At 34.1% G+C, this 25,691-nt stretch carries 22 protein-coding genes; 5 read left to right on the top strand and 17 right to left on the bottom strand.

Translation table 11 applies throughout. The annotated features are described in order from the left end of the window. Positions 1-41 precede the first annotated feature (41 nt). Positions 42-662, bottom strand: a complete 621-nt coding sequence (recR, locus tag OLM53_RS13825) for a recombination mediator RecR (protein WP_264520810.1) — start codon at positions 660-662, stop codon at positions 42-44. Between the two features lie 136 nt (positions 663-798). Between recR and OLM53_RS13820 the strand changes: the two genes are divergently transcribed. Further along, positions 799-2,295, top strand: a complete 1,497-nt coding sequence (locus OLM53_RS13820) for a sodium:solute symporter (RefSeq protein ID WP_264520809.1) — start codon at positions 799-801, stop codon at positions 2,293-2,295. On the opposite strand, the gene OLM53_RS13815 is transcribed toward OLM53_RS13820, so the two are convergent. Beyond that, a complete protein-coding gene (locus OLM53_RS13815; RefSeq protein ID WP_264520808.1) occupies positions 2,292-2,657 on the bottom strand; it encodes a CoA-binding protein in 366 nt (121 codons plus the stop codon). The genes OLM53_RS13820 and OLM53_RS13815 overlap by 4 nt on opposite strands. A 112-nt stretch (positions 2,658-2,769) precedes the next feature. Here OLM53_RS13815 and OLM53_RS13810 point away from each other — a divergent pair, with 112 nt between their 5' ends. Continuing rightward, complete coding sequence (locus tag OLM53_RS13810; RefSeq protein ID WP_264520807.1) at positions 2,770-3,393, top strand: MarC family NAAT transporter; 624 nt, start codon at positions 2,770-2,772, stop codon at positions 3,391-3,393. Positions 3,394-3,640: 247 nt separating this feature from the next. On the opposite strand, the gene ctlX is transcribed toward OLM53_RS13810, so the two are convergent. The 4 genes from ctlX to OLM53_RS13790 form a co-directional block, all read right to left on the bottom strand. Continuing rightward, positions 3,641-4,576, bottom strand: coding sequence for a citrulline utilization hydrolase CtlX (gene ctlX / locus OLM53_RS13805; protein WP_264520806.1), 936 nt, complete (start codon positions 4,574-4,576; stop codon positions 3,641-3,643). 1 nt (position 4,577) lies between these two features. Next, the gene (locus OLM53_RS13800) at positions 4,578-5,492 is read right to left on the bottom strand and encodes a dimethylarginine dimethylaminohydrolase family protein (protein WP_264520805.1); all 915 of its coding nucleotides are present in this window, start codon (positions 5,490-5,492) and stop codon (positions 4,578-4,580) included. 80 nt (positions 5,493-5,572) lie between these two features. After that, a complete protein-coding gene (locus tag OLM53_RS13795) occupies positions 5,573-7,552 on the bottom strand; it encodes a T9SS type A sorting domain-containing protein (RefSeq protein WP_264520804.1) in 1,980 nt (659 codons plus the stop codon). 1 nt (position 7,553) lies between these two features. Then, positions 7,554-10,178, bottom strand: coding sequence for a beta strand repeat-containing protein (locus OLM53_RS13790; RefSeq protein ID WP_264520803.1), 2,625 nt, complete (start codon positions 10,176-10,178; stop codon positions 7,554-7,556). 642 nt (positions 10,179-10,820) lie between these two features. Here OLM53_RS13790 and OLM53_RS13785 point away from each other — a divergent pair. Continuing rightward, positions 10,821-10,967, top strand: coding sequence for a hypothetical protein (locus tag OLM53_RS13785; protein WP_264520802.1), 147 nt, complete (start codon positions 10,821-10,823; stop codon positions 10,965-10,967). After that, complete coding sequence (locus tag OLM53_RS13780) at positions 10,967-11,212, top strand: hypothetical protein (RefSeq protein WP_264520801.1); 246 nt, start codon at positions 10,967-10,969, stop codon at positions 11,210-11,212. The genes OLM53_RS13785 and OLM53_RS13780 overlap by 1 nt, the downstream gene beginning before the upstream one ends. Positions 11,213-11,322: 110 nt before the next feature. Here OLM53_RS13780 and OLM53_RS13775 read toward each other — a convergent pair whose 3' ends face one another. The 5 genes from OLM53_RS13775 to OLM53_RS13755 form a co-directional block, all read right to left on the bottom strand. Continuing rightward, complete coding sequence (locus OLM53_RS13775) at positions 11,323-11,577, bottom strand: hypothetical protein (protein ID WP_264520800.1); 255 nt, start codon at positions 11,575-11,577, stop codon at positions 11,323-11,325. Beyond that, positions 11,577-11,948, bottom strand: a complete 372-nt coding sequence (locus OLM53_RS13770; RefSeq protein ID WP_264520799.1) for a hypothetical protein — start codon at positions 11,946-11,948, stop codon at positions 11,577-11,579. Before OLM53_RS13770 ends, OLM53_RS13775 begins: the two co-directional genes overlap by 1 nt. A 98-nt stretch (positions 11,949-12,046) precedes the next feature. After that, positions 12,047-12,316, bottom strand: coding sequence for a hypothetical protein (locus tag OLM53_RS13765; protein WP_264520798.1), 270 nt, complete (start codon positions 12,314-12,316; stop codon positions 12,047-12,049). Continuing rightward, positions 12,316-13,215 carry an IS1595 family transposase gene (locus OLM53_RS13760; RefSeq protein ID WP_264520797.1) on the bottom strand — a complete coding sequence of 300 codons (900 nt, stop codon included), beginning with the start codon at positions 13,213-13,215 and terminating at the stop codon, positions 12,316-12,318. Before OLM53_RS13760 ends, OLM53_RS13765 begins: the two co-directional genes overlap by 1 nt. 174 nt (positions 13,216-13,389) lie before the next feature. Beyond that, positions 13,390-14,673 carry a citrate synthase gene (locus OLM53_RS13755; protein WP_264520796.1) on the bottom strand — a complete coding sequence of 428 codons (1,284 nt, stop codon included), beginning with the start codon at positions 14,671-14,673 and terminating at the stop codon, positions 13,390-13,392. 715 nt (positions 14,674-15,388) lie between these two features. On the opposite strand from OLM53_RS13755, the gene OLM53_RS13750 reads away from it, so the two are divergent. Beyond that, positions 15,389-17,578, top strand: a complete 2,190-nt coding sequence (locus OLM53_RS13750; RefSeq protein WP_264520795.1) for an ATP-binding protein — start codon at positions 15,389-15,391, stop codon at positions 17,576-17,578. A gap of 84 nt (positions 17,579-17,662) precedes the next feature. On the opposite strand, the gene OLM53_RS13745 is transcribed toward OLM53_RS13750, so the two are convergent. The 6 genes from OLM53_RS13745 to OLM53_RS13720 form a co-directional block, all read right to left on the bottom strand. Next, a complete protein-coding gene (locus OLM53_RS13745) occupies positions 17,663-19,636 on the bottom strand; it encodes a T9SS type A sorting domain-containing protein (RefSeq protein WP_264520794.1) in 1,974 nt (657 codons plus the stop codon). 44 nt (positions 19,637-19,680) lie between these two features. Further along, complete coding sequence (locus OLM53_RS13740) at positions 19,681-20,448, bottom strand: LytR/AlgR family response regulator transcription factor (protein ID WP_264520793.1); 768 nt, start codon at positions 20,446-20,448, stop codon at positions 19,681-19,683. A 16-nt stretch (positions 20,449-20,464) separates the two neighbouring features. Further along, complete coding sequence (locus OLM53_RS13735; RefSeq protein ID WP_264520792.1) at positions 20,465-22,432, bottom strand: tetratricopeptide repeat protein; 1,968 nt, start codon at positions 22,430-22,432, stop codon at positions 20,465-20,467. Positions 22,433-22,619: 187 nt separating this feature from the next. After that, positions 22,620-23,357: a class I SAM-dependent methyltransferase gene (locus OLM53_RS13730; RefSeq protein WP_264520791.1), complete on the bottom strand. Its 738-nt coding sequence runs from the start codon at positions 23,355-23,357 to the stop codon at positions 22,620-22,622. Positions 23,358-23,364: 7 nt separating this feature from the next. Further along, positions 23,365-24,321 (bottom strand): glycosyltransferase family 2 protein, encoded by a 957-nt coding sequence (locus OLM53_RS13725; RefSeq protein ID WP_264520790.1) that lies wholly within the window; start codon positions 24,319-24,321, stop codon positions 23,365-23,367. Further along, on the bottom strand, positions 24,321-25,637 hold the full coding sequence (locus tag OLM53_RS13720; protein ID WP_264520789.1) for a glycosyltransferase family 39 protein: 1,317 nt from the start codon (positions 25,635-25,637) through the stop codon (positions 24,321-24,323). Before OLM53_RS13720 ends, OLM53_RS13725 begins: the two co-directional genes overlap by 1 nt. Positions 25,638-25,691 lie beyond the last annotated feature (54 nt).

Below are 25,691 nucleotides of genomic sequence, written 5' to 3'. Positions count from 1 at the left end.
TTTCAATTCTAATTACAAAAATGTAGTTTGCTATTATTTTGTTATATATTTTTTAAGGTATTTTCAAACGGTATGCGGTTCAAAATACTACGTCCTAAAGTCACTTCATCAGCATATTCCAATTCATCGCCAACTGCAATTCCTCTAGCAATCGTAGAGGTTTTCAAGGGATAGTCTTTGATTTGTTTGAAGATGTAAAAGTTCGTTGTATCGCCTTCCATTGTAGAGCTTAAGGCAAAAATTAATTCTTCAATTTCTCCTGATTTTACCTTGGCGACCAAAGAAGCAATAGTCAATTGATTCGGACCAACACCATCTATCGGCGAAATTTTACCTCCCAAAACATGATAAATCCCCTTAAACTGATTCGTATTTTCAATAGCCATGACATCGCGAACATCCTCGACTACACAAATAATTTTGTGATTTCTCTTAGGATTATTACATATTTCACATACGTCAACATCTGAAATATTATGACAGGAAACACAAAATTTAATATTATCGCGCATCGTTGTCAACGCATTGGACAAAAAATGAGTCTGCTCCGAAGGTTGTTTTAACAAATGCAATACCAATCGCAAAGCCGTTCGCTTCCCAATACCTGGCAATTGCGCCATTTCGTTAACTGCTTTTTCTAGCAATTTTGATGAAAATTCCATTTGGCAAATTTAGAGAAAAGAACAAAGAACAAAGAACAAAGAAAGCAGAACTTTTCATCAAAATAATCGTCTTTACTCTTTCTTCTTTGTTCTGTATTCTTTTTTTGTATTTTGGCTTTCTGTAAAACCTGAACTTATGTCACCAACTACGATTCTTATTATCATCATTCTTTATTTTGGTTTACTGATTTTGATTTCCAATTTAGTCAGTAAAAAAAGCTCCGACAATGATACTTTTTTTAAAGCCAATAAAAACTCTAAATGGTATTTGGTGGCTTTCGGAATGATAGGAACAGCGCTCTCTGGCGTTACTTTTATTTCGGTTCCAGGGGAAGTGGGCAATCCCGATTTACAGTTCAAATACTTCCAGTTTGTTTTGGGAAATGCCATTGGGTTTTTAATCATTGCCAAAGTCTTACTCCCGCTATATTATCGTATGAATCTGACCTCCATTTATGGTTATATCGAGCAACGTTTAGGGGTTGTCAGTTATAAAACGGCTGCTACTATTTTCTTAATTAGTCGAACAATTGGTTCAGCTTTCCGACTCTATTTAGTGGTGATTGTATTACAACGTTATGTATTTGATTCTTTTCACGTGCCGTTTGCTTTAACCGTTTTAATTTCACTCGGATTGATATTCGCCTACACTTATCGTGGTGGTTTAAAAACGATTATTATTACCGATAGTTTGCAAACATTCTTCTTAGTTTCTTCTGTGTTTTTGACGATATTTTTCATTTGCAGCAGTTTAGATTTTACTTTTTTTCAAGCTTTTGAAGCCGTAAAACAAAGCAACTACTCTAAAATATTCTTCTTTGACGATTATCTGAAAGGGAATTATTTTTGGAAACAAATCTTAGGGGGGATTTTTGTAACTATTGCTATGGTTGGATTAGACCAAGATTTGATGCAAAAGAATTTAAGCTGCAAAAACATTGGCGAAGCGCAAAAGAACATGTTCACTTTTACCGGAATTTTTGTGATCATCAACATCTTCTTCTTAAGTGTTGGAGCCTTACTGTATATGTTTGCTGAGAAAAATGGCATAGCCGTTCCGATGGTAGATGATGTAGCTAGAACCGATTTTCTTTTCCCTGAAATTGCGCTAAAATCATTAGGTATTGTTCCAGCAGTAGTATTCTTATTGGGATTGACAGCAGCGACATTTGCTACGACCGATTCGGCACTGACTGCTTTAACGACATCCTTCTGCGTTGATTTTTTAGGTATGGATAAAACCGAAAACCAAAACAAACCCAATGTAGTTAGAACAAGACATTTTGTTCATATTGGATTTTCAATTCTTATGTTTTTGGTAATTGTGATATTCAATGCGGTGAATGATGCTTCAGTAGTAAAGATGATTTTCAAGATTGCTTCCTACACTTATGGACCACTTTTGGGATTGTATGCTTTTGGGTTGTTTGTGAAATCAAAAACAGTGCATGACAAACTGGTGCCTTTTATCTGCTTAATTTCTCCAGCGATATGTTTCTTTATCAGTAAGTATTCGGTTGAACTTTTTGGCGATTATACTTTCGACAATGAATTAATCATCGTAAACGGATTCATCACCTTTATCGGATTGCTTTTAATCAGTAAACCAGCGACTCAAAATACGCGTTACTAATATTGATTGGTCGCCAATAAAACCAAAGTACAAGCTACTTCTACTTTGATACCGTTGCCTTGTAATAACTGATAAAACTCGGGGTTCTCCGTTCCAGGATTGAAGACAACACGCTTGGGTTTTGTTTCGATAATGTAATTATAATACTCCCTTTGACGCACTGGATTTAGATACAATGTCACCGTATCAATATTTTTAAGTGGAATGTTTTTGGTTCGGATAGTAATGCCAGCCACTTCTCCCATATTAGAGCCAATCGCAATCACTGAATGCCCTTTTTCGACCAACATCGTAATCGCTTTGAAGGCGTATCTTTCTGGTTTTGTGGTAGCCCCAAGGACCAAAGTCTTCTTATTTTTCATGATTTCATTTCTTGGTGTCAAAGATAATGGTAACTTTATAATTCGGAAGATTTATTTAACTTCTATTTAATATTTAAAGTAAAACTGAGGAATTACCTTTGCCAAAAAAACTATGGAGCTTTTTCTTTTTCTATTTGCGGCGCTTTTTTCAGTGCTGAATCCTATTGGAACCGTGCCTATTTTTGTGGGCTTAACTCAAGATTACACTAAAAAAGAACGTTCTAGAGTTTCGCTTTGGACCGCCATAGATGTTTTCATTATTCTAATTATTTCATTTTTCATCGGACAATATGTGTTGACCTTTTTCGGAATAACCATTAGCGCACTTCGAATTGCTGGAGGTATTATTATTGCCAGTTCCGGGTTTTCGCTTTTGAATGGAAAGTTCAGTAAAAATCGTGGGATTGATAAAAAAGTCCAACAAGATATTGAAAACAGAAATGACATTGCTTTAACGCCATTAGCCATGCCGATGCTTGCTGGTCCGGGTTCTATTTCGTTATTGATTGCCTTTTATCAAGAGCACAATACTACTCATGAAATTCTTATTTCCTCCTTTGCTATTTTTATAGTGGCTTTTGTTGTTTTTTTAATTCTTCGCAGTGCTCATTATTTAGCCAAATACCTTGGAGCTTCTGGAATCGTAGCTATTTCTAGAATCATTGGATTTCTAACCATTGCTATAGGAATTCAATATATCATTAGCTCTGTTTTGAGTATTGTTAGAGGAATTTAATTAATTACGAATTGAAAATTACGACACGAGATTTGCTCGACTGTATGGAGCGTAGCGGAATAAATTACGAATTTTGAGAAAGTATTCTGTATCTAAAAAATAATCCTTTATAGCTTCTTCGAGTTATGTTCGATATTGGTTCGCAAAGGGGTAGTACAATCCCGAACAAAACCCCATGGAGACATCCATAAAAAAATCCCAAAAGCTATATTAGTTTTTGGGATTCTTTGAAAAGTAGTATAATCGTTTAGGCTTTCGGAAGGAAAATTTCGGCCATCATGCAGCGAGCACTTCCACCTCCACAAGCTTCGATAGTGTCTAAGCTAGAATGAATGATTTCTACATGGGCTTCTAGTTGGGCGATTTGTTTTTTGGTTAAGCTTTTATAAGCTGATTCACTCATCACCAAAAATCGCTCGTCATTTTTCCCTTTTACTTCTAACATGTTTCCTGCAAAGTTGTTTACCTGATCTTCTGTGATTAGGATGATTTCTTTGTCGTCTCCACGAAGACTATCAAGGACCATTTTGCGTTCTTTTTTGTCATCGATACAATCGGCACAAATTACGGCAAACGTATCGCCAAGGCACATCATTACGTTGGTATGATAAATTAGTTTTCTTTCGCCATTTACGGTTTGAAACGCTTCAAAAATTACGGGCGTAAATTCAAAATCTTCACAAAACTCAATCATCAATTCTTCATCGGCTCTTGGAGAAAGGGCGCAATAAGCTTTCCCGTTTTCTCGGTCTAAAAGCAAACTTCCTGTGCCTTCTAAAAAAACATTGTCTTCTTCTGCCAAAGTATAATCCATGATTTCATTGATTTCGAAACCTTCGTCTTCTAAAACATCCAAAATATCTTCTCTTCTTTCGGCACGGCGATTTTCGGCAAACATGGGATATAACACCACATCTCCACTTTCGTGAAAGGAAATCCAGTTGTTAGGAAAAATACTGTCTGGCGTATTAGGCTCTAAAGTATCTTCGACGACAGTTACCTGCACACCTACTTTTCGCAATTTATTGACAAACGCATCAAACTCGGCTTGAGCCTTAGCATTTACCGTTTCTGGCGAGAGTCCGTCCAGTACTTTTTGATAATAATTATTTACGGCAGTTTGCTCGTTCATACGAAACGCTACAGGGCGAATCATCAGTATGGCATTGGTAGTTTGTTTCATGTTAGTCTCTTATTAACGGTAATGTTGAACATCTCAACAGTCCTTCTTGTTTAGCAATCTCTGCGTATGGTATTTCTTCTACTGTAAAGCCATTATTACGAAGCCAATGATTTAATCTTGTAAAGTTTTTTTCAGAAACCACTACAGTATCGTCTATTGAAAACACATTGGAATTCATGTCATACATTTCGTCTCGAGTGATGTGAAAGAGGTTTTCTTTGCCAAATAATTTCACTAAAAACACATAATCTGCTTCTTCACGGAAGCCACTTTTATAGATGATTCCTTTGTTCTTACCCACAGGTTGAAAACAACAATCTAAGTGTAAGGCATTGTCTCGAGCTTCTAATTTTGACTTGACTAAATCAAATTCTTTCACCATTTTATTGGGAAATAATGCTTTGATATAATTGACCCCTGCCATATTGGTTCGGGCTGTAATGTAATCTTTGTAATCAGAACCCTTATAAGTTCCTATGAAAATATAATCGTTCCAAAGCATCACGTCTCCGCCTTCAATATGCACTTCCTCTGGAGGACGCACCACTTTTGCTGGATTGATTTGATCAATAACATACTGGACGGCATCTAATTCTCGTTCCCTATCAGGCAAAATATTAGCCTTAATAAAAATATCATCAATGACGAATCCGATGTCACGGGTAAAGATTTGGTTATAGTTTTCAATCATTTCAGGACGAAAAACTTGTACCTCATACTTTTGAAATACTTGATTAAAAGCTTCCATTTCTTTGACCATATCCTCTTCTACAGGATAGGTTCCTGCTAGAATGTGTTCTAGTGATTTGGGATCGTAAGCTTCTTCTTTTGTTGGTGTTGGACCATTATTAACGGCGGAACCGAGCACTACGGCTCTTAATCTTGACGTTTCGTTTTTTACATTTAATTGTAGCATAAAATAGCTTTTGGCTTGGGACAAATATAAAAAAGCTTCTCGGTTAGGAGAAGCTTTGTTTATAAGTATTTAGGGAAAAACTAGTTCTTTATCAACTTTTCGGTTACTAATTGTCCGTCTTCAGAAGTAATGTTGATGATATAAATACCATTGGCATAACGGCTTACATCGATTTGGGTTCTATCTGTTTTTTCTACTTGTTTTTCATCAACCACTTTACCGTCAATGGTGGCAATACTCACTCTACTGAATTGAGCTCCTTTCATTACAATTTCGATGGTGCTACTGGATGGATTTGGGATAATAGCAAATCCTTTGATTACTTTAACCAAATTAACCGTTTCTTTACCCATTGCTGGTTGACCATTAGTTACCACACTGTTCTGAGTTGGTGTTTTATAAGTAAAGTTGCCAGAGCATCCTTCGGGATAGGCAGAAAATTGGGAACCAAACACGGCTTCAAAACCAGGATTAAGTTCTACAAAATTGGTGGCATGATACACTACTCCATTAGACAAAACGTTATCACCTACTGAAACAATATTGGCTGCTTTAATCCAATCTGATCTTTCCTTAGTCTTCAGCAGTGGTGTTGCTAAATTATTGACATCATCTGCAGGCGAAATTAAGGTTAAGGTTGCTTTGCAACAATTAGTAAAGCTCACATCGGGGCCGATATTCGCTGAGTTATCGGATATGGTATAAATAAAATTTCCAGCTGGGCAATGCACATTAAAATTGGCATCTATTTGGAATTCAAAATTACCATTCGGATCTGCTCCAAATAAACTTGGTGCAACCGTAAAACAAAAGGTTGAACTCGTAAGTTGTGTTGGTGCATTTATGGTTCCAACTATCGCTCCGTTTTGAGTTATATTAAGAACAATTGAACTTAAAGTGGCATTAACAGGAGACTGATAAGTTCCACAAACCTGAATTGGGGTATTTCCAGACATATCTGGGCAATTGAGATTTGTTGGGTCCGTATTTAAGGCTCCAAGTTGAGGATTGGCGCAAACCGTTCCGCAAATATTATCTATATAAACTGTTCCAAAATGGGCTGAAGGTTGGCAATCACTAACGGTAAATTCTATAGTTCCTGGTTGGTTTAGAATTTCTCCCACATTCAATCGGGCACAAATCCAATCGGTATAAAGCACTCTTCTTTTACTGCTAACATAGATTACATTGAACAAACAATTGTCTGGATTAGCAATGATACAAATTTCATCTACCACATTACCAAATTGGTCTTTAGCTCTAACCCTGAAAAAAGGTTGTATAGGTTGTCCGTGAGCTGGCTTATTATCCATTACCAATGAAAAATTAAAATCAATGGTAGCTTGATTTATATTGGGAAAATAGCGAGAAACTGTGGTTTGATCGGAAGAGCCTAAACCTTGTTCATTATTTAACTTAATACACTTGCTACCTCCACCTCCACTAGTGAATAGTGTTGGGACGTTTACTCCTAAGCCTGCTAAAGTGGGGTCATACTGTTGGTATCCTGGACTGGTATTATCAATTAAAGTTACGGTGGCGTTCATATCGTTTACCACTGGAGTCACCACATTGGTAGCGGTCATTACTGATGGCGTTGCGCATGACAAGAAAAATGCTGTTCCAGAAGCAGGTTGCGGATGCGGGTCAGACCAAAAAGAATAGCCTGCGGTTCCGTTTTCAAAATCTCCGTTTACACATTGCTGTTGTAAAATAACAGGAATTGGTTTTGCATAATACTCGTCTTTTACCTCTGGATTTTGAATAAAGAATAGTTTTCTTAATTCAAAGACTTTCGTTTTTAGAATTGCATTTTGCAACTCGGCGTCGGTGAATTCTTCTTCACTTCTTAGATGCTGAATGAGCTCATCGTTAACTTGTTGCGATAATTCATAATTGTTAAGATTTTCATCTATAAATTTTTGAATTTCCGCTTCCGTCCGACTGGCATTTGAAATCCTAGTATTTTCAGCATTTAGATACTCATTAAGTTGTGCTGAGATAATACTTGAATTAAAACAAATAGCACAAACTAGTATTGTTTTTACTATCCTGTTCATATCAATCTTCGTTAGCAGTTAATTTTCTCACTAGAGTTTTTAGCTCTTCAATGTCTTTGTTGTTTTTTTCAATGGCTTTATTTTGCTCTATGATGTAAAGCGTTAATTCTTCAATTTTAGCCATGTGTTTCGCTTGCATTTCGGCTAAATCAAGTCCGCTTTTTGATAATTCACTTGCTGAGTCAATACCTGGTAAATGTTTGTTTGCCGTAATATATTCTTCCACATTTTTTAATGGCATTAAATTGTAATTTTTTTCAAAAACATAATCCGCCCAGTTAGCCGTACTTCTTAGTGCTACCTTTACTTTTTCTGTCAAGATTCCACCTTCTACAAATAACTTATAATTTCCAGTAGTACTTGGATAAGCAGCTGTTGAACCAAGGTATATTTTTCCATTTGAAGTGCTATTGGCTGTTTTAAACCAAATATTACTATTATTCATATCCACAATTCTGTTGCTATTGATTGTTGTGGCTTGGTTTATAGTTCCATTGTTAGCATAAAGGCTGTTATCTACTGAACTGATTTGAAATGGAGAAGCAGTTGAACCATTACCAGTTACAGTAATATTACTATTTCCAGAAACTACACTTGTAGTAGGAAGAGTTACTGTATTACCATTGGATATAGCTAAAGTATTACCCGTTAATGTTAAAGATTGAGCATCTGTATCGGTATAGGTTGGCAAGGTAAAAGAGCCACCACCATTAGAAAGCGTTACTGTATTTCCAGTTTGAGTGATAGTTTGAGGCACATCAGTGTATGTTGGAAGTGTCACACTATTTCCGTTTGAGATAGCTAATGTATTCCCTGTTAATGTTAAGGATTGTGCATCGGTATCGGTATCCGTTGGCAAGGTAAATGTCCCTCCTCCATTAGAAAGCGTAATCGTATTTCCAGTTTGAGTGATAGTTTGAGGCACATCAGTGTAAGTTGGAAGTGTCACACTATTTCCGTTTGAGATAGCTAATGTATTCCCTGTTAATGTTAAGGATTGTGCATCAGTATCTGTAAAAGTTGGTAAAGTAAACGAACCACCACCATTAGAAAGCGTAATCGTATTTCCATTTTGAGTGATAGTTTGAGGCACATCAGTGTAAGTTGGAAGTGACACACTATTTCCGTTTGAGATAGCTAATGTATTCCCTGTTAATGTTAGAGATTGTGCATCAGTATCTGTAAAAGTTGGTAAAGTAAACGAACCACCACCATTAGAAAGTGTTATTACCCCTCCTTCAGCCTGGGTAAGCACTTGAGGTACATCGGTATACGTTGGAAGTGTTACACTGTTTCCATTGGATATTGATAAAGTATTTCCTGATAGGGCTATAGTTTGTGCATCAGTATCAGTGTCTATTGGTAGTGTAAAAGACCCTCCACCTTGAGAAAGTGTAATGGTGTTCCCTGATTGTGAAAGCGTTTGTAATTCATTAGTTGTACTACCATCAACTTCTGTAAAAGTAGGTACTGGTAAATTTACTGGACTACTTGCCACACCATTAACAGTAGTTACTAATTGATTATTTGTATTGATAGCATTAGAAATAGAGTTGACAATAGGTGTTTGTGAAGCTATCCCATTTACATTGCTATTCATTACATTGGCCGTTGACGATAGAACGTTACTATCCACAACATTATTTATTTTTTGAAGCACTACATCACCAGTAGCATTAACACTTAAAAACTTATTGTTTTGTTGCACAGTAACCGCATTGAAATTGCTTGTTAGATTTGTAAAACGCAGTCCAGAGTTTCCATTAGTTCCTTGAGTAATTTCTAATTTATTATTGGGGGCACTTGTTCCTATTCCGACTTTACCTTCTACAAGCAAACCATTAACTGGAGCAACTTCACCAGGGACTATTCCATTAGGAGTAAAATTTTTACCTATTACTACAGCACCACTTACATCTAATTTATTGGCTGGGATAACATTATTCCCCAAACCTATCCCCATATTTCCGTATTTGTTAACAAAAATTCTTTGCATTCCAGAACCATCAGAAATTATAACTGATTTACTAGTATCATTCCCTGCTAAAAGAGATGTCGAGGGTAGTTTTTGTACAGCTATTCTATTACCTATGAATACATTTTGACTTCCGTTTAATAAATTAATTGCGGTTTCAGTACCTAAGAAAATATTACTGTCTCCAGTTTCTAAATTTCTTGGTGTTGAGCAGCCAACTGCAATATTATTATTTCCTAAATTGGTTAATAAAGAGGCATAACCAATGGCTGTGTTATTGTAACCTTCAAGATTTGCTTCTAAAGTTCTGTGTCCAATGGCAATATTTCGAGAACCCGTTGTGTTGTTTACTAAAGTTCTAGTTCCGAAAGCAGCATTTAAAGAACCTGAGCCATTAGAAACTAATGAACCATTACCAAAAGCACAATTAAAACCTCCAGTAGAGTTAGATAGTACTCCTATTCCGAAAGCACTGTTGCTGCTGCTAGTATTATTAATTAAAGCATTTTTACCAAAACCGGTATTGTAGTTTCCGGTATTATTTAGACCTGCATTCTCTCCTGAGAAAGTGTTATCTACTTGCGCATTTGTCGTAAATACGATACCGAAAAAAGATAGGATTGCAAAAAAATAGGTAGTTTTCATTTTCATAGCAGAACATTTTAAAATTATAAAATCAATCAAAAACACATCTTTATTTTTCTAAAAATGGTATTGATTTTGTTCTGTTATTTTGACATATCAAATGTATTTTTATTTTTTAAAATAATCTACAAAATACACATAAAATCGATGAATTACATATATTTATAAATTGATTAAGACAATATCTTACATTTTGATAGGTAACTATATATTACTTTGCAGTAATGAAAAAAGAGTGTTAAGTTTGGGATTTATCCAAAGTTTGAAAATACGCTAAAACTTGTGTTGTCTTAAGGTAAAAATCGACAACGAGTGCGGACGGCTTTGCAATGTTCGGCAACTATTTTGCGTCAACTTTAGACTTGTGCCTAATTCAGTCGTTTTGTGGTGGCTCACTAAGTCCCCCTATCGTGTGGAAATGCAAAGATAATAAATTGTAACTTTTTGCGTTTATATAACGTATAATGTTATGTGATAATGATGTAAACAATTAACAGAACTTTACAAATACATCAAGAACTTTACTACTATCTTTGTATAAGATATAAGTAGTTTACTTACATTAAACGGATAAATATGCATTTCATCGATTATTTTCATATAATCAATAGAATACTAATTACTTTTATTTCGAAATAAAACCATATCATGAAAACTACAACAGTAGATAAAAGCAAAGTAAAAACTCTTGAAGATTTTAAAAAACTTCAATGGACAAATGTATCAGCTAAACAAAAAGCCGATGTGTATTGCGCTATTGCTAAAATACAATCTTCAGTAGTAAAAATAGCTTAATGGCTTACGAAATAACTCCGCAAGAGCTATATGGATGGGCTATGTATTACTTTAATACTCCGACCCAAAAAATTAATGTTGCTTTTATGCATTTAGAAGACAATAATTATATGTCTATAGTATTTTCAGAAGACGGAAATCCAATAAACAATCCTCACGATGATAACTTTATAGAAACTATAGACGGTATTATAAATCAATTTGATGATAATAGAGGGTTAACATATCAAATGTATGCAGAATAAAAAAGCTCCTTAATTGGAGCTTTTAAAATAGTCGTAAAATACTAATAAAATTACGCTTGAATACTAAGGTTAAATGTATTAACAGATTTTATCAATAAAAACGCGAGTAGTTACTCGGGTTTTTGAGATTCATATTCTGAAAGCCATTTTTCAAATATTCCTATTCCAATTTTTAATCTTTTTAAAATACTTCGTATTTCTACTCTTAAAATCAAATCTTCGTTTGGGCGAATAGAAATTCTATACAAACAATTTGGACATCTATAAGTTCTCAAATTTGTCCTGTCATCCTCAATCTTACAATTTAAGTCTTGTAAAAACTTTATGAAAACCTCTGGCGATATTGCTTTTTCTGTACTTGCCATTAAAATTCCATTGCCATTTTTTTCAACTCAGCTTTTTCGGGTATATTAAACATCTTTTTTGCATCATCAAACGTCATTTCACTTTTTTCAACACGTTTCTTAAAGAAGTCATTTTTTTCCCAACCTAATTCACGTATTTCAGCATAAAAATTGGACTCGCCCATTTTATTGAAATCACTCATTAATAACTCTACTTGTATCGTTAAAAAATTTCTTGCCTCCTCTTCAGTAGAACCAGATGATGCTAGCATCATGCTTGGTATAACTAAAACGTGCTTATTGTTAATTTCATCAAAATAACCTAAACCACTTAAGTTAGCCTCAAGAACTTTCTTGCCGTTATATTTAATTATTTCTATATTTTGTGACATAATGTTTAAATGTAATTTAAAAAATACGAATGTAAAGATAATATCTTTTTAATACAACAACAACAAATTATTAATTCATTAAGAATTGTTGTTTGCAATTATTTTTTATCCTTGTTAGGGTTAAATTTAGATGCTTGTTTTAGCATTTTATTAAAAGTTGATAGTTCTCTATCGTCAACAAACTTTTCAAAGCTATTCTTTCGTGTAAATCGATTTTTTTTCTTTTCGCCTTGTTCGGTTATAATTATCTCAATATAATCTGCATCGTCAAGGTTTATCCCCAAAAGTTGTTCGGCTTCTTTTACAGAGTAATATATTTCCCCGTCAAGTTCCATTTTTAATATTGTATCTAATTTACTTAAGTCCATTAGTGAATAAGCATTTTATAAGTTGTTCTATTTTCACCATTCGAAAGTAATAAATTTATTCTGTCCTCTGTAGACAAATCTCGTGTATTATATCTATAAACAAACTCGTCAACGTATAACTGCAAATGTTTTTTAGATGTGAAATGATAAATCCCAATAATACCACGTTTTAATAAACTCCAAAATCCCTCAATAGTATTTGTATGTATATTTCCTCTAACATATTCATTTTTGTTATGTTTTATATATTGGTGGTCGTAGACTTTGCCCAATGCTCTATAAGAACGATGTTCGTCTGAATATAATACAGAACCTATTTCGACTGATTTAAGTACTTGTTCTTGCAATTCTATAGATGTAGCGTGATTTACAGTTTTAGCATAAACTTTACCTCCACGCTCGACTGCTCCAAATACAATATCTTTCCCGAAATAATTTGCACTACTACGTTTGTGAACAGGTCTATTTTTATCCTTTCCTCCCACATACGTTTCGTCGCATTCAACTTCATTGCGTAGTTGTATCTCACTATCAATCTTAAAACAGTTTCTTATCCGTTGCAACATAAACCAAGCAGACTTTTGAGTAATATCTAAATCACGACTTAATTGTAAAGAGGATATTCCCTTTTTATGCGAAGTTGCAATAAAAATAGCTAAGAACCATTTTTGTAAAGGCATCTTAGTATTGTCAAACAAAGTATTTGTCTTAACATTAAAATTCTTTTGTGTGTTCTTGCACATATAACCATTTTTGGTTTTATATACCTTTGAACTTGCATCGAAAGGACTAACTACATTGCCGTCCCAACGTATTCTCTCGAAATGCTCAATGCACGATTGTTCGTCGGGAAACGCTTGTAATAAGTCAATTACTGATTTAATTTCTTTGTTAAACATACCTAAATTGTTTAAAGTTTAAGCAAATATAAGAAGTAAAATGCAGTAAAAAAAATATATTTACTGCAAAATTGTATATAATACCCTTTTGATAAATTCTCTTTTACAAGTTATTTTCACAAAAAAACTCCTTACGATGGTAAGGAGTTTTATAAACTATAAAATGAATAATCTTTATCTTTTATCCATGGCTTTAAATTCTCTTAAAGGATAGCCGGTGTATATTTGTCTTGGTCTTCCTATTGGCTCTTTATTGATACGCATTTCTTTCCATTGCGCAATCCAACCTGGTAGACGACCAATAGCAAACATCACTGTAAACATATCCGTTGGAATACCTAAAGCACGATAGATGATTCCTGAATAGAAATCAACATTTGGATATAATTTTCTTGATACAAAATAATCATCTACTAAGGCAGCCGCTTCAAGTTGTTTGGCGATATTTAAAATTGGATCGTCTACCCCTAAGGTACTTAAAACCTCATCAGCGGCTTTTTTGATAATTCTGGCTCTTGGATCGAAGTTTTTGTAGACTCTGTGTCCGAATCCCATTAAACGGAAAGGGTCATCTTTATCTTTAGCTTTTGCCATATATTTAGCGGCATCCCCACCATCTTTTTGAATGGCTTCTAACATTTCTAACACTGCTTGATTAGCACCTCCGTGTAATGGACCCCAAAGAGCAGAGACTCCAGCAGAAATAGACGCGAACAAGCCAGCGTGTGATGAACCTACAATTCTAACGGTTGATGTAGAACAGTTTTGCTCATGGTCTGCATGCAGAATAAATAGTTTATCAAGGGCATTTACTACTACTGGATTTGAAGTATAAGGTCCGGTAGGTAATTCAAACATTAAGTGCAGGAAGTTCTCCACGTATCCTTTTGTGTTATCATAGTAGTTTAATGGATAGCCCATCATTTTTCTATACGTCCAAGTAGCAATGACCAAGAATTTACCCATGGTTTTACACACGGCTTCGTACATTTCTTTTTCATTTTCCACGTTAACTACTTTTGGATTAAAAGCAGTTAAGGCACTAGTAAGTGCAGAAAGCACACCCATTGGATGAGCCGTTTTTGGGAAACCGTCAATGATGTTTTTCATTTCTTCGTTTACCAAAGTATATTTTCTTATATCTGTTTCAAACTGTTCTAACTGGGTTTTAGTAGGTAGTTCTCCAAAAATTACTAAGTAAGCTACTTCTAAAAAATCGGCTTTATCAGCTAAATCTTCTATGGCATAGCCTCTGTAACGAAGAATACCTTCTTCACCATCAAGAAATGTGATGTCGCTTTTGCAAGAACCTGAGTTTTTGTATCCTGGGTCTAGCGTAATGGCACCCGTTAGGGCGCGTAGTTTTTCAATATCGATGCCAGCTTCGTTTTCACTTCCTACAATAACCGGAAACTCATACTTTTGGCCATCAAATTCTAATATTGCTGTTTTAGACATGGTATAAATAAGGGAATTAAATCTGATTGTTTATTAATTCAACAAAATTAGGGAATTCGAAATGAAATAAAAAAGAATTATGACAACGTTTTCGTTAATTATTTGATAAAAAAACGACATTTTATCTGCTTCGTTAAACTTGGTAACTTTAAAACCCTAAGTTGTAATTAGAAACCCCCTTCCTAATTGCTTTGTCACCACTAGTAAATGCTTTGTCACCCCGTCGGGAAGAAAGAAACCCTTTTGGGGAAACAAAAAACCTTAAGGGGATACTCTATCACCCCATCGGAAACAAAGAAACCCCGTGGGGGAAAAGAAAAACCCTGTGGGGGAAAAGGAAAACCCTGTGGGGTAAAGTAAAAACCCTAAGGGGATACTCTATCACCCCGTGGGGGAAAAGGAAAACCCTGTGGGGATACTTTATTACCCCTCGGGAAACAAAATAACCCCTCGGGGGGAAAGGAAAACCCCAGTTAGAAAGAATAAAACCCTAATTTAGGTTAAGAAAATCTATCTCTTAATTTATAAAGTCTAATAATAAAGGACGCCAGTTTTTTGATTTTTGGTTCCTATTTTACTACTTCTACTACAAAATAAGAAGGGTAAATTAATAATAATATGTTTAGGATAGAGAATGCCATTATTTTTTTGCTATTTTTGGGTGGAATGGAAATAATTTTACCCCAATTTTAATTACTATTTGCCGTCTTAACGAATGAAAGAAATCAGAAGTAAGATTAATTTATATTTAGAAGACTCTTATTCTATTAGGATTAATAATCTTGAAGAAAGTATTATCCTAACCAATAAGGCACTGGCTTTATGTGAAGGAAAAGAGTTTGATGATTTAAAAGCAAAAGCTTACTCTCAGCTTTCGTTATATTATATGATCACTGGTAAGTATGATGAATCCTTTAATTTATCTCAAAAAAGCATCAAACTTTATGAAGAGCTCCATGATGACAAAGGAGTTGCTGATGCCAAATATAATTTAGCCAGTTTTTATTACAAGACTAATAATTTTCAGATGGGCGTTGTATATCTTATAGATGCGCTCATTGTGTATAAAAACCTCAACGATTATCACAACATTTCCAAATGTGAAAAATCGTTAGGGACTGTTTACGACTTTACAGGTGATGAGCAAAAAGCCATTCAATCCTATAAAAATGCTATCAAAGCGGCTAAAAAAATCAATGATTTAAATCTGGAATCGAATGCTTACAATAATTTGTCGGGGATTTATATCAAGAATAATCAAGTTGAAGCCGCTTGGACCATTATTTTAAAATCGATTGAAATCAAGCAAAAAACTAAGGATACTCGGGGCTTGGGATTTGCCATTTATGGAAGAGGAAAAATTCATTTTGCACAAAAAAATTATACTGAAGCCATAGCCGATTTTATAGAAGCTATAGCCATTCATACAGAAATGGGTGAAAAATTGGGATTGGGAATGGCTTACACCAAATTGGCGAAATTGTATTTTGAAATTGAGGATATTGCCTTAGCCAAAAAATATGCTAGTCTTGGATTGGAGGTTTGTAATTCGTTTAACATTTCCATCATTAAAATTAAATTACTTCACCTATTTTATACCATATATAAAGCTGAAAACAATTTATCTAAAACCCTTGAATTTCTAGAGTTTTACCTTTTTGAAAAAGAAAGTGTACTCAATGCTCAAAACTTTAAGGTAATAGAGAATTATGATTTGCTAGTGCGGATGCAGGCTATGCAGAAAGAAGCTGAATTTCAAAAGGAGAAAGCCATTATCCTTGCCAAAAGTAATAAAGCCGAAGAAACTGCTAGAATACGACAAGAGTTTTTATCTACCATGAGTCATGAGATAAGAACCCCTTTGAATGCTATTACTACGGTGGCTACCATGCTAAATGAAAATGCAAAACCCGAAGACAAAGTATTGGTAAATTCGCTTAAATTTTCTTCGAATCATTTGATGCAGATTGTCAATAACATTTTGGACTATACTAAGCTTGATTTAGGAAAAATGACTTTAGATTTGAAATCCAGCAATATCAAATTCTTTTTAGATAACTTTTGGAATGCGTATAATTTTCAAGCTAAAGAAAAGGGAATTAAATTCAAATTAAAATTAGACGAAGCACTATTTGACTATTACTATATTGATGAAACCAAAATCACACAAATATTAGGGAACTTAGTTAACAATTCGCTCAAATTCACTGATATTGGAGCTATAAAACTGGACGTTAAGGTTGTACATCAAACAGAGACTCACGATACTGTGGCATTCAAAGTATCGGATACTGGCATTGGAATTGAGAAAGAGAATCTGGAAAAAGTCTTTGAAAGTTTCTCCCAACTTAAATCGGGCATTACCCGAAAAAAAGATGGAGCAGGTTTGGGTTTATCGATTACGAAAAGGCTCATTGAATTGCATGGAAGTAAAATAGAAATACAAAGTATTATTGGAAAAGGCTCAGCTTTTACTTTTGAATTGAAGTTGAAGAAATCTAAAAATACAGAGCAAAACAATCAGACTAATTTTGAAAATGATATTAATGGTGTAAAAGTATTGCTAGTAGAGGACAATGCTATTAATGCTATGATTGCCTTGAAACTTTTATCCAAATGGGGTATGGTTACTGACCATGCTAAAGATGGACTTGAAGCCACAGAAAAATCACAAAACACTAAATATGATTATATCCTAATGGACATTCACATGCCTGTTTTGGATGGTTATCAGGCTGCTAAAAACATTAGAACACTTCCCAACTTCAACAAAGAAACTCCCATATTTGGGCTCACTGCGGATATAGCTGCCAAAGACAATGAGGAATACAATTTTTACTTTAATGACTTTTTGTTGAAACCCTTGGAGATTGAAAAATTAAAAGGGGCTTTAAATTCCCTGTAGTGCCCTTTTATTTGAAATAAAAAAACCACTAATTTACATACTAACTAATGCAAACTAGTGGTTCAAACAAGCATATACAAAAAACTAATCTTTCTCTTTCACAATTTTTTCTACTTTCTGACCTTTATCAGAAGTTATTTTAAGGAAGTAAATTCCGTTTGATCTTTGCGTCATATCCATTGAGACCTTATCAGAATCGGATATATTGGTTTGCAACAACTTTCCTGAAATATCATAAAGTTGTACAGTTTTAATACTATTGTTACTATCGATATTTAGTATTGAATTGGTTGGATTTGGATAAACTAGGATAGAAGCATCCATTTCATTTTGCCCAATACTTAAATTCTGGAATGTAGTGGCAGCATTGTTCGTTGTAACTTCGGCAGGAGTTATAAGTGTTGGAATGAAACCTGCTTCATAATCGAAAAATAGTTGGGCACTACTGGTTACGGTAGATCCTGATGCTAACGAACCTACTGTTTTTATTTTTAGCAATATTCCTCCGTCTCCTCCAGGCCCACCAGCATTTACATTACCCATAAAAAATATCGCAGTTGCTCCGCTAATTCTAAGATTTAACGGATTAGAAGAATTGAGGATTTGCAATGAGTTCATGTCGTATTTTGCAGGGTCAAAAACCACTTTAGCAGTCACATTTTTAGCCACAGCATTTCCTGTGTTTACAAAATTGATTCGGTAATGAAGGTAATTTCCAATTTGTGTATTATCAGCGGCTACACCTTCTAGACAATCTATGGTGTTTTGAGTAACAGTACCAACACTTTGTTTGTAATTGAAAGCATTGTCTGGTGCTGTTGTCGTTTCTGTAGCTCCTAGATTATCGGTAATGGTAGTATTGAAATTTAAAGCCTCCCCTACTGCATTACCGGCATTTATTGACAGCGTTACATTAAAACTTCTGGTTTCGAATGGCAGTAAATTAGAAAAATTTAAAGCGACTTGTCCTGCAGTAGCAATAGAAGCGCTTACATCTGAGCAACTAACAATACTAGTTTTCGAACTATCGTAAGTAAGCAGCACATTTCCGTTTACTATTCTAGAGCCTTTGTTTTTATAGGTTACCTGATAAACTGTATTGCCTCCAGCTACTGCTGAAGCATTAGGTGCTACTACTACTTCTAAATCAGGCGAAGGAACAGTGGCTGCAGTGATAGGAAAGTCAACAGTAGCATTGGCACCCAAAGTTCCTCCCGGTGCTGTTGGAATTATAAATGCACTGCTCGTTTCAATTACTGGGCTTACGGTATAACTTCCTGAAGTTTGTTGGGTATAGAAAGCATATTGACCGTTTGCATCTGTTATAGTTTGAAGCGTATCGGCACCAATTACACATTTCACTTTCACAAATGGAAATTTAGCATCACTCGCATCAATTCCGTTCCCATTTCCATCATAAGCTATGGTTCCTGATATAGTTTCATAACTCCCTACAGGTCCTGGAGTTGGGGTACAATATGAATTAACAACAACAGTTGTACTACCTGGTAAATCATTTATGACTGATGCTACTTGAGCTTCATCAATACAGATATACGATAAATTAGAAATATCTCCACTGCTGAAATTAAAAACATCTGAATTGTTCCCGTTTTTGGCGTAAATGGTAAAAAGCGAATTATTGGATACATCAGAATCTAAAAGATTCACCAAAGCAGACAAATCTATTGTAGTAAGGCTATTATGATCAGCAACTAAATGTTGTAAGTTTACTAAAGCAGAAAGTTCAACAGTAGTGACTAAATTTTGGTGAAAATCTAAAGTTCTCAAATTGGTAAAACTCTCGATACCCGTCAAGTTTACTATAGAAGCACTACTTACATCTAATTGATAGACTGCGTTAGCTTCTGTCAAACTAATCTCATTATCGCCATCCGCATCTACTTTTAAATTATTGCCATTGTTATCTTTGGCAATCGAATTGGATGTGGAAGATTGCAATACTTTATTTTTAAAGACTGTTCCATCAAACACGATATTTGTAGCATTTGCCATCCCAGCAAACAACAACAGTATTAGGTAAATAGTATTTTTCATTATCATTATATTTTGGTTCAACTTGGGAGTCTGTATGGTGTATTTTAATTTATTTTTTTGGACAAAACGTCTTGCAATAAATCTCTTTTTCTTTGAGATACTGGAAGATGTTCGTCATTATGCATCACTACAAATCCATTTTCTTTTTTCACATACGACTTAACGTAAGCTAAGTTTATTAAATGCGATTGATGAATCCTGACAAAATCGTATTCTGATAACAATTCCTCATACTCTTTTAGTGTTTTTGAGATTAGGATTGGTTTTCCGCTTTTTATAAAAAACTTAGTATAATTGTCATCACTTTCGCAGCGAATAATATCATTAATGTCTAACAAATGCATTCCATCAGAATTGGACAAAGCGATTCTTTTAAAGTTATCTGCTTTTTTCCTGATGTTTTCTAATAATAAATCGATGTGTGAATAGTCGTTATCTTTTTCTAGAACCATTCTAATTTTATCCACTACTTTTTCTAAATCATCAGGTGCAACAGGTTTTAATAAAAAATCTAAAGCACTAAATCGGAATGCTTTGATAGCATAATGCTCATACGCGGTAACAAATATTACATGTGACGTTACTTTGCCGTTGATTTCAGATAATTTTTCTAGAATATCGAAACCTGTTCCGTCATTCATTTGAATATCTAGAAAAACAATTTGAGGTTTTAAGTTGTTTAAGATTTTCACGCCACTTTCCACGCTATCCGCTTCACCAATGATAGAAATATCGGGTGCATAAAGTGAAAGAAGTCCTTTCATTCCATCTCTTAAATTGATATCATCGTCTATAAGTACAGCTGTAATCATTTCTTTTTTAATTTAGTTATATAGTAGATAAATATTGTAGCGGTAAAACGAGTGTAACTCTAGTTCCCAATACTTTTCCGTTTTCCTGGATTTCTTCAATGGTCACTTTTGATTTTTTAGAGGTGGTTTCCTCCATCATTTCCAGTCTCTTTTTAGTAATATCTAATGCCATCGATTTGTGCATAGATACCAAGTTTTTCTTCATTTCTTTCGATTTGTTAATTCCTATACCATTATCGGTAACTACACAAACTAAACTTTCGTTTTCTAGAAAAAAATCTAAAGTGATAAGACCCGTTCTAGTGTTTGGATTCATACCGTGAATTATGGCATTTTCAACAAAAGGTTGCAACAATAAGGGTGGTAATGCCACATCGTCCTCAATTTCTTTGCATTTGTTTATTTTAAATTGGAACGAATTATTGAATCGCAATTGTTCTAGTTCCAAATAATTTTCAAGGCTTTCGATTTCTTTATCGATTGGGATTAGCGATTCTTTGGAATATTCTAAAGTTAATCGCATTAGTTTAGAAAACTTGGCTAAATATTTAATGGCGGCATCCGTACTGTTTTTGACAATAAAACTGGATATCGATCCCAAACAATTAAACACAAAATGAGGATTCATTTGCAAGTGCAATGCTTTTTGTTCGTATACGGCTAATTCTTTTTCAAGGGTTAATGTCTTTTTAAGTTGTACTCGGTTGTACATTAGGAAAGCAATTCCAGATAGCAATAAAGACAATAAAATAGATAAGAATACTTTGATTTGATTGTACTTTTTTTGCTCGTTGTAAACCAAATCCTTTTTAATTTGTTCTTCTTTTTGAATCATTTGTTTTCTATCGAAATCAAAATTCATTTCAGCGCGTATCGAATTTTTTATGGTTTGCGCATTGGTTACGCTATCTTTTGCAACACTATAGAGTTTGTAATGCTTATATGCTTCGCTTATATTATTTTGTTTTTCATAAATATCACTTAGCGTTTTTTCAAATACTTGTACTTTATCTAGCGTGTTTAACTCTCTTGACAAGACCAAAGCTTTGTTGGTATACTCTAATGCTGAATCGTATTTTTTTTGCTTTAAATATATTTCTCCCAAATTGGCATACGAATTGGCTATTCCAAATTTGTTTTCCGTTTTTGTAAAAATAGCCAATGCTTTATCTGTAAATTCAATAGCCTTAGCAAATTGATTGATTTCAGAATAATACAATGAATTATTATAATAAAGTTGGGCTAACCCTTGTGGATTGGGATACTTATCAAAATACACTTTTGCTTCATTGAAACGGGCTACTGCTTTTGGATAGTTTTTTTTCAGTAAGTAAATTAAGCCTATGTTACTAGTGGTAGTTCCAATGTTTTCGTCTTTTAGTTTTTCTTGAATATCCAAGCATTTTTCATAGTATACTAAAGCTTTAAAAAGCTCGTTTTGCGATTTATAAATTACTCCAATATTATTATAAACTCTAGCTAATTTTTTTAGGTTGTTGGTTTCTTCAAAGATTTTTAACGATTTAAAATTAAACTGCAAGGCTTTATCGTAATTACTTTGTTCCATAAAAACATAACCAATGCTTCCATAAGCACGAGCCAAGCCATTTTTTATTTCATTTATATTTTCTTCTGAACCTATAGGCAATTCATTTTCGAAAATAGTTTGGGATTTTGAAAAATAGTCAAGTGCTTGAGTATAGTTCCCAAGAAGTACATTAGCATTTCCTAGAAGATGATACGCATTTCCTTCTTCAACTTTAAAGCCAATTGATTTTGCAAGCTGCAACGCTTTAGTAGCATATTGCAAGACTTGTTTTGGATTTGTTGACAGGTATTCACTGGCCAAATTATTAAGCGTTTTAGCTTTTACAATATCGCTTTTGGTATGGGTAAGCTGCCATGACAAACTATCAATCGCTTTGTTTTGTCCGTTGACAAACAAAGAAAAGGAGAGAAATACAAATAGTAGTTTTAATTTCATATCGCTAATTATTAAATCAAAAATAGACTTTACTTCTAAACAATGCGATAAAAATTAGAATTCGATTGGTTTTGTCGAGAATTCGATGTAAAAATAAAAAAAGCCCTATCGGATTTCTATTTCCGAAAGGGCTTAGTAAACAATAGCTTATAGTGCCTTTTAATCGTTTTGAATTAGAATTTTGATACTAAGAAACTCTTTTGGCAATACAAAAAGTGCTTACGCCAAAGGGGAAATTCACTGCTTTCAACAGTTTGTTTTCAAAAACAATTAAATTAAGTAAAGTGGAATTTACTAAAGGGTTACCAATGCTAATATCGGCTTCTCCTTTTTTATTCTTTTGAAAAACAGCGCTCATTTTTCTGAATAAATACACCGGTAAAAACAAAAAGAAATTCCAATAACTAGATTTTATAATTTCTAAATTTTCAGCTATCAGCTTTGATTTTAATTCGGGATTAGTATAACGACGATAGTGCATATTTACTTCATCATGGTAACTCCATAACGACATAAAAGCGGGAACAAAAACATACATGGTCCCTCCTATTTTAAGCAGGCTTTTCCAATTTTTAATCGCTTTGGTGTCCTCTTGAAGATGCTCTAAACAGTCCGAGGCAATGATAATATCAAAAGTTTCATTGAGTGTTATGTTTTGGGCATCCATTACATAGGCATTAGCAATTCCGTTAGCCTTACAGTTTTCTATAGCTATTTCGCTAATATCAATTCCAAAAAGATTTTCAGTTTTAAAACCTAAAGCTTCCAAGTCTTTTAGAAAGATTCCAGACGAAGAACCAATGTCAAGTACTTTGCTGTCTTTTGGCGCGTCTTTCAGTAAGTCAAGCAAGTATTTTCTACGCGATTTGAACCACCAGTGGTCTGTTTCAACATCATGATATTTCTTTTCAAAATCTTTTTCCATAATTTTTTTAGTCTACTCTTTTATCAATGAAATATCGTGGTCTTTGTTTTACTTCTGAATAAATTTTACCAATATATTCGCCTATTATTCCGAAACAAAATAACTGAACTCCTCCTAAAAAATACATAGGTAACACCGTTGAAAGCCAACCGGGAACCACATTGCCTGTGTACAAAGCAAACAAAGCATAACCGGTCATAATCAAACAAACAAAAAAGATAACAAAACCTATTATAGTTACCAATTTTAAGGGATAATTACTAAAGGAAGTAACCCCATTCCAGGCAAAAGCAGCCATTTTTCGGAAGGGATATTTTGACTCACCTGCAAACCGTTCTAATCGGTCATAATAAACCACATCTTTGTTGAACCCAATGCTTGGGATAATGCCTCGAAGGAACAAATTCACTTCATCAAACTGCGCTAAAGCGTTCAAAACTCTTTTGCTGCACAATCTATAATCGGCGTGATTGTGAATGATATTCACCTTCATGATTTTCATTAAATTATAAAAAAGTAAGGCTGTATTTCGTTTGAAAAAAGTATCTGTCGTTCTTTCTTTTCGAACACCATAGACGACATCAATTCCAGATAAAAATTTTAAAATCATTTCTTCAATAACACTAACATCGTCTTGCAAATCGGCATCAATAGAAATTAAAGCGTCGGCTTCGTCTTTGAAGATAAGTAATCCTGCTAGTAATGCTTTTTGATGACCTACATTTCCAGCTAATTTTAAACCTTTAATATGGGTTAATTGAGTGGCTTTTTCTTCTATACAGTGCCAAGTTTTATCCTTACTCCCATCATCAACAAAAGCGGCAAAACTCTTTTCAGAAATGATATTTCGGGCCACCAAATCTTTTATAATATCGTTCAATTGCAATGATGTTTCAGGCAAAACTAATTCTTCGTTATAACAAGGAGAAACGATTCCAATAATGGGTTTTTGGCTGGCTTCCATTAGCTAGTTTGTGTTTTATTTGGAAAAACAAATTTAGCAATAAAGTTGACTTTATTTTGCACCCATCGAATTCTGTATAAACCTGCAGCACTCATGAGGTATAAAGCAACTCTTGTTGGAAACATATAACGTGGTTCCATATAAGTTAAACCGTGAAAAATTAATAAAGCAACAATAACTGCCCAAAACAACCAGTAATGGATTAAGTTTTTTTCTTTGAATAAAAATACAAAGGCTCCAAAAATGAGTAATAGATTAATACAATTTATCAGAAGAATTACAAACCAATAAGCTATGGGGCCGTGAATTGGTCCTAAATGAAATTTTTCTGGAGTAACACTATTAATGAAATAAACGTGACCATAAAAGCATTTTACAAAAAATTGTCTTGTAAAAAGGAATGGATGTTCAAAAGCATCATTAATCAAAAATTCTTTATAAACTTCGTTAGAGGAACGATGGGTTTTGTCCATAATACCAGACAATTCAGTTCCGCTTTTCCCCCAATTTTGATAGTCTTTACTATCAGCTCTGTTATCATTATCCCAGAAACGAAAGTCGGTAGGTTCCTCTCTAAATTGAAATCTTCCCATATGGGCTACATAATAAAATAAGCCTTCTTGGTTTTCATAAGATTTGGTCCCAGTGATTGCTTTTGCAGCTTGTAAGGCTCCGTATCCCAACAATCCAACACAACAAAAAGTTAGCAGGAGTTTTTTTCCAAAGATTTTAAAAAATTCCTTTCTCTTGAAATAAGAATAGCCGACAATCAAAAATCCTAGACCTAAAATCAGCATCGTGTTGGGTCTGTTCAGAATTAAGAACCACATGCCAAGAATCAATAAAATCCAACCTGTTTTTTTATTGGGATTTTGAAACGCTATAGTCCAACCATAAAGTGCTAATGTCAAGGAAAAAAAGGCAGGTACTTCGGCCAAAATTCCCAAAGAATAATAACAATGTATTGGGAAAGCAAAGAAGAGCAAAATAGTAAGAAGCCCTACTTCTTTTGAAAATAATGCATTGGCAATCTTAAAAATTAATAATAAACTGATAGTAACAATTATAAAAGTAAATACTGTTGCATATACCCAGAGCTGATTATCAGTAGCTTTTGAAGAGGCAATAAAATAAGCTGGTGTATAAAAAATAATAGGCCCTGGCGCTTTGGTTATAGTTACTTTATCATAGCTAACATCTCCTTTTAGATAACGGGCTAAATTTTTAGATTCGACATGAAAAGTATTATCACCAAAAGGTTTTGCTTTGAAAGGAAGGTTAAGCACAATCAACATCATGGTGGCTGATATCAGCATTATGAAAAGATTGATTCTTTTAGTTGAGAAAGTAGTTGTATCCATATATACTGT

Source organism: Flavobacterium sp. N1994 (genome assembly GCF_025947145.1).
Taxonomy (GTDB): Bacteria; Bacteroidota; Bacteroidia; order Flavobacteriales; family Flavobacteriaceae; genus Flavobacterium.
This window is presented reverse-complemented; position numbering and strand designations above follow the sequence as displayed.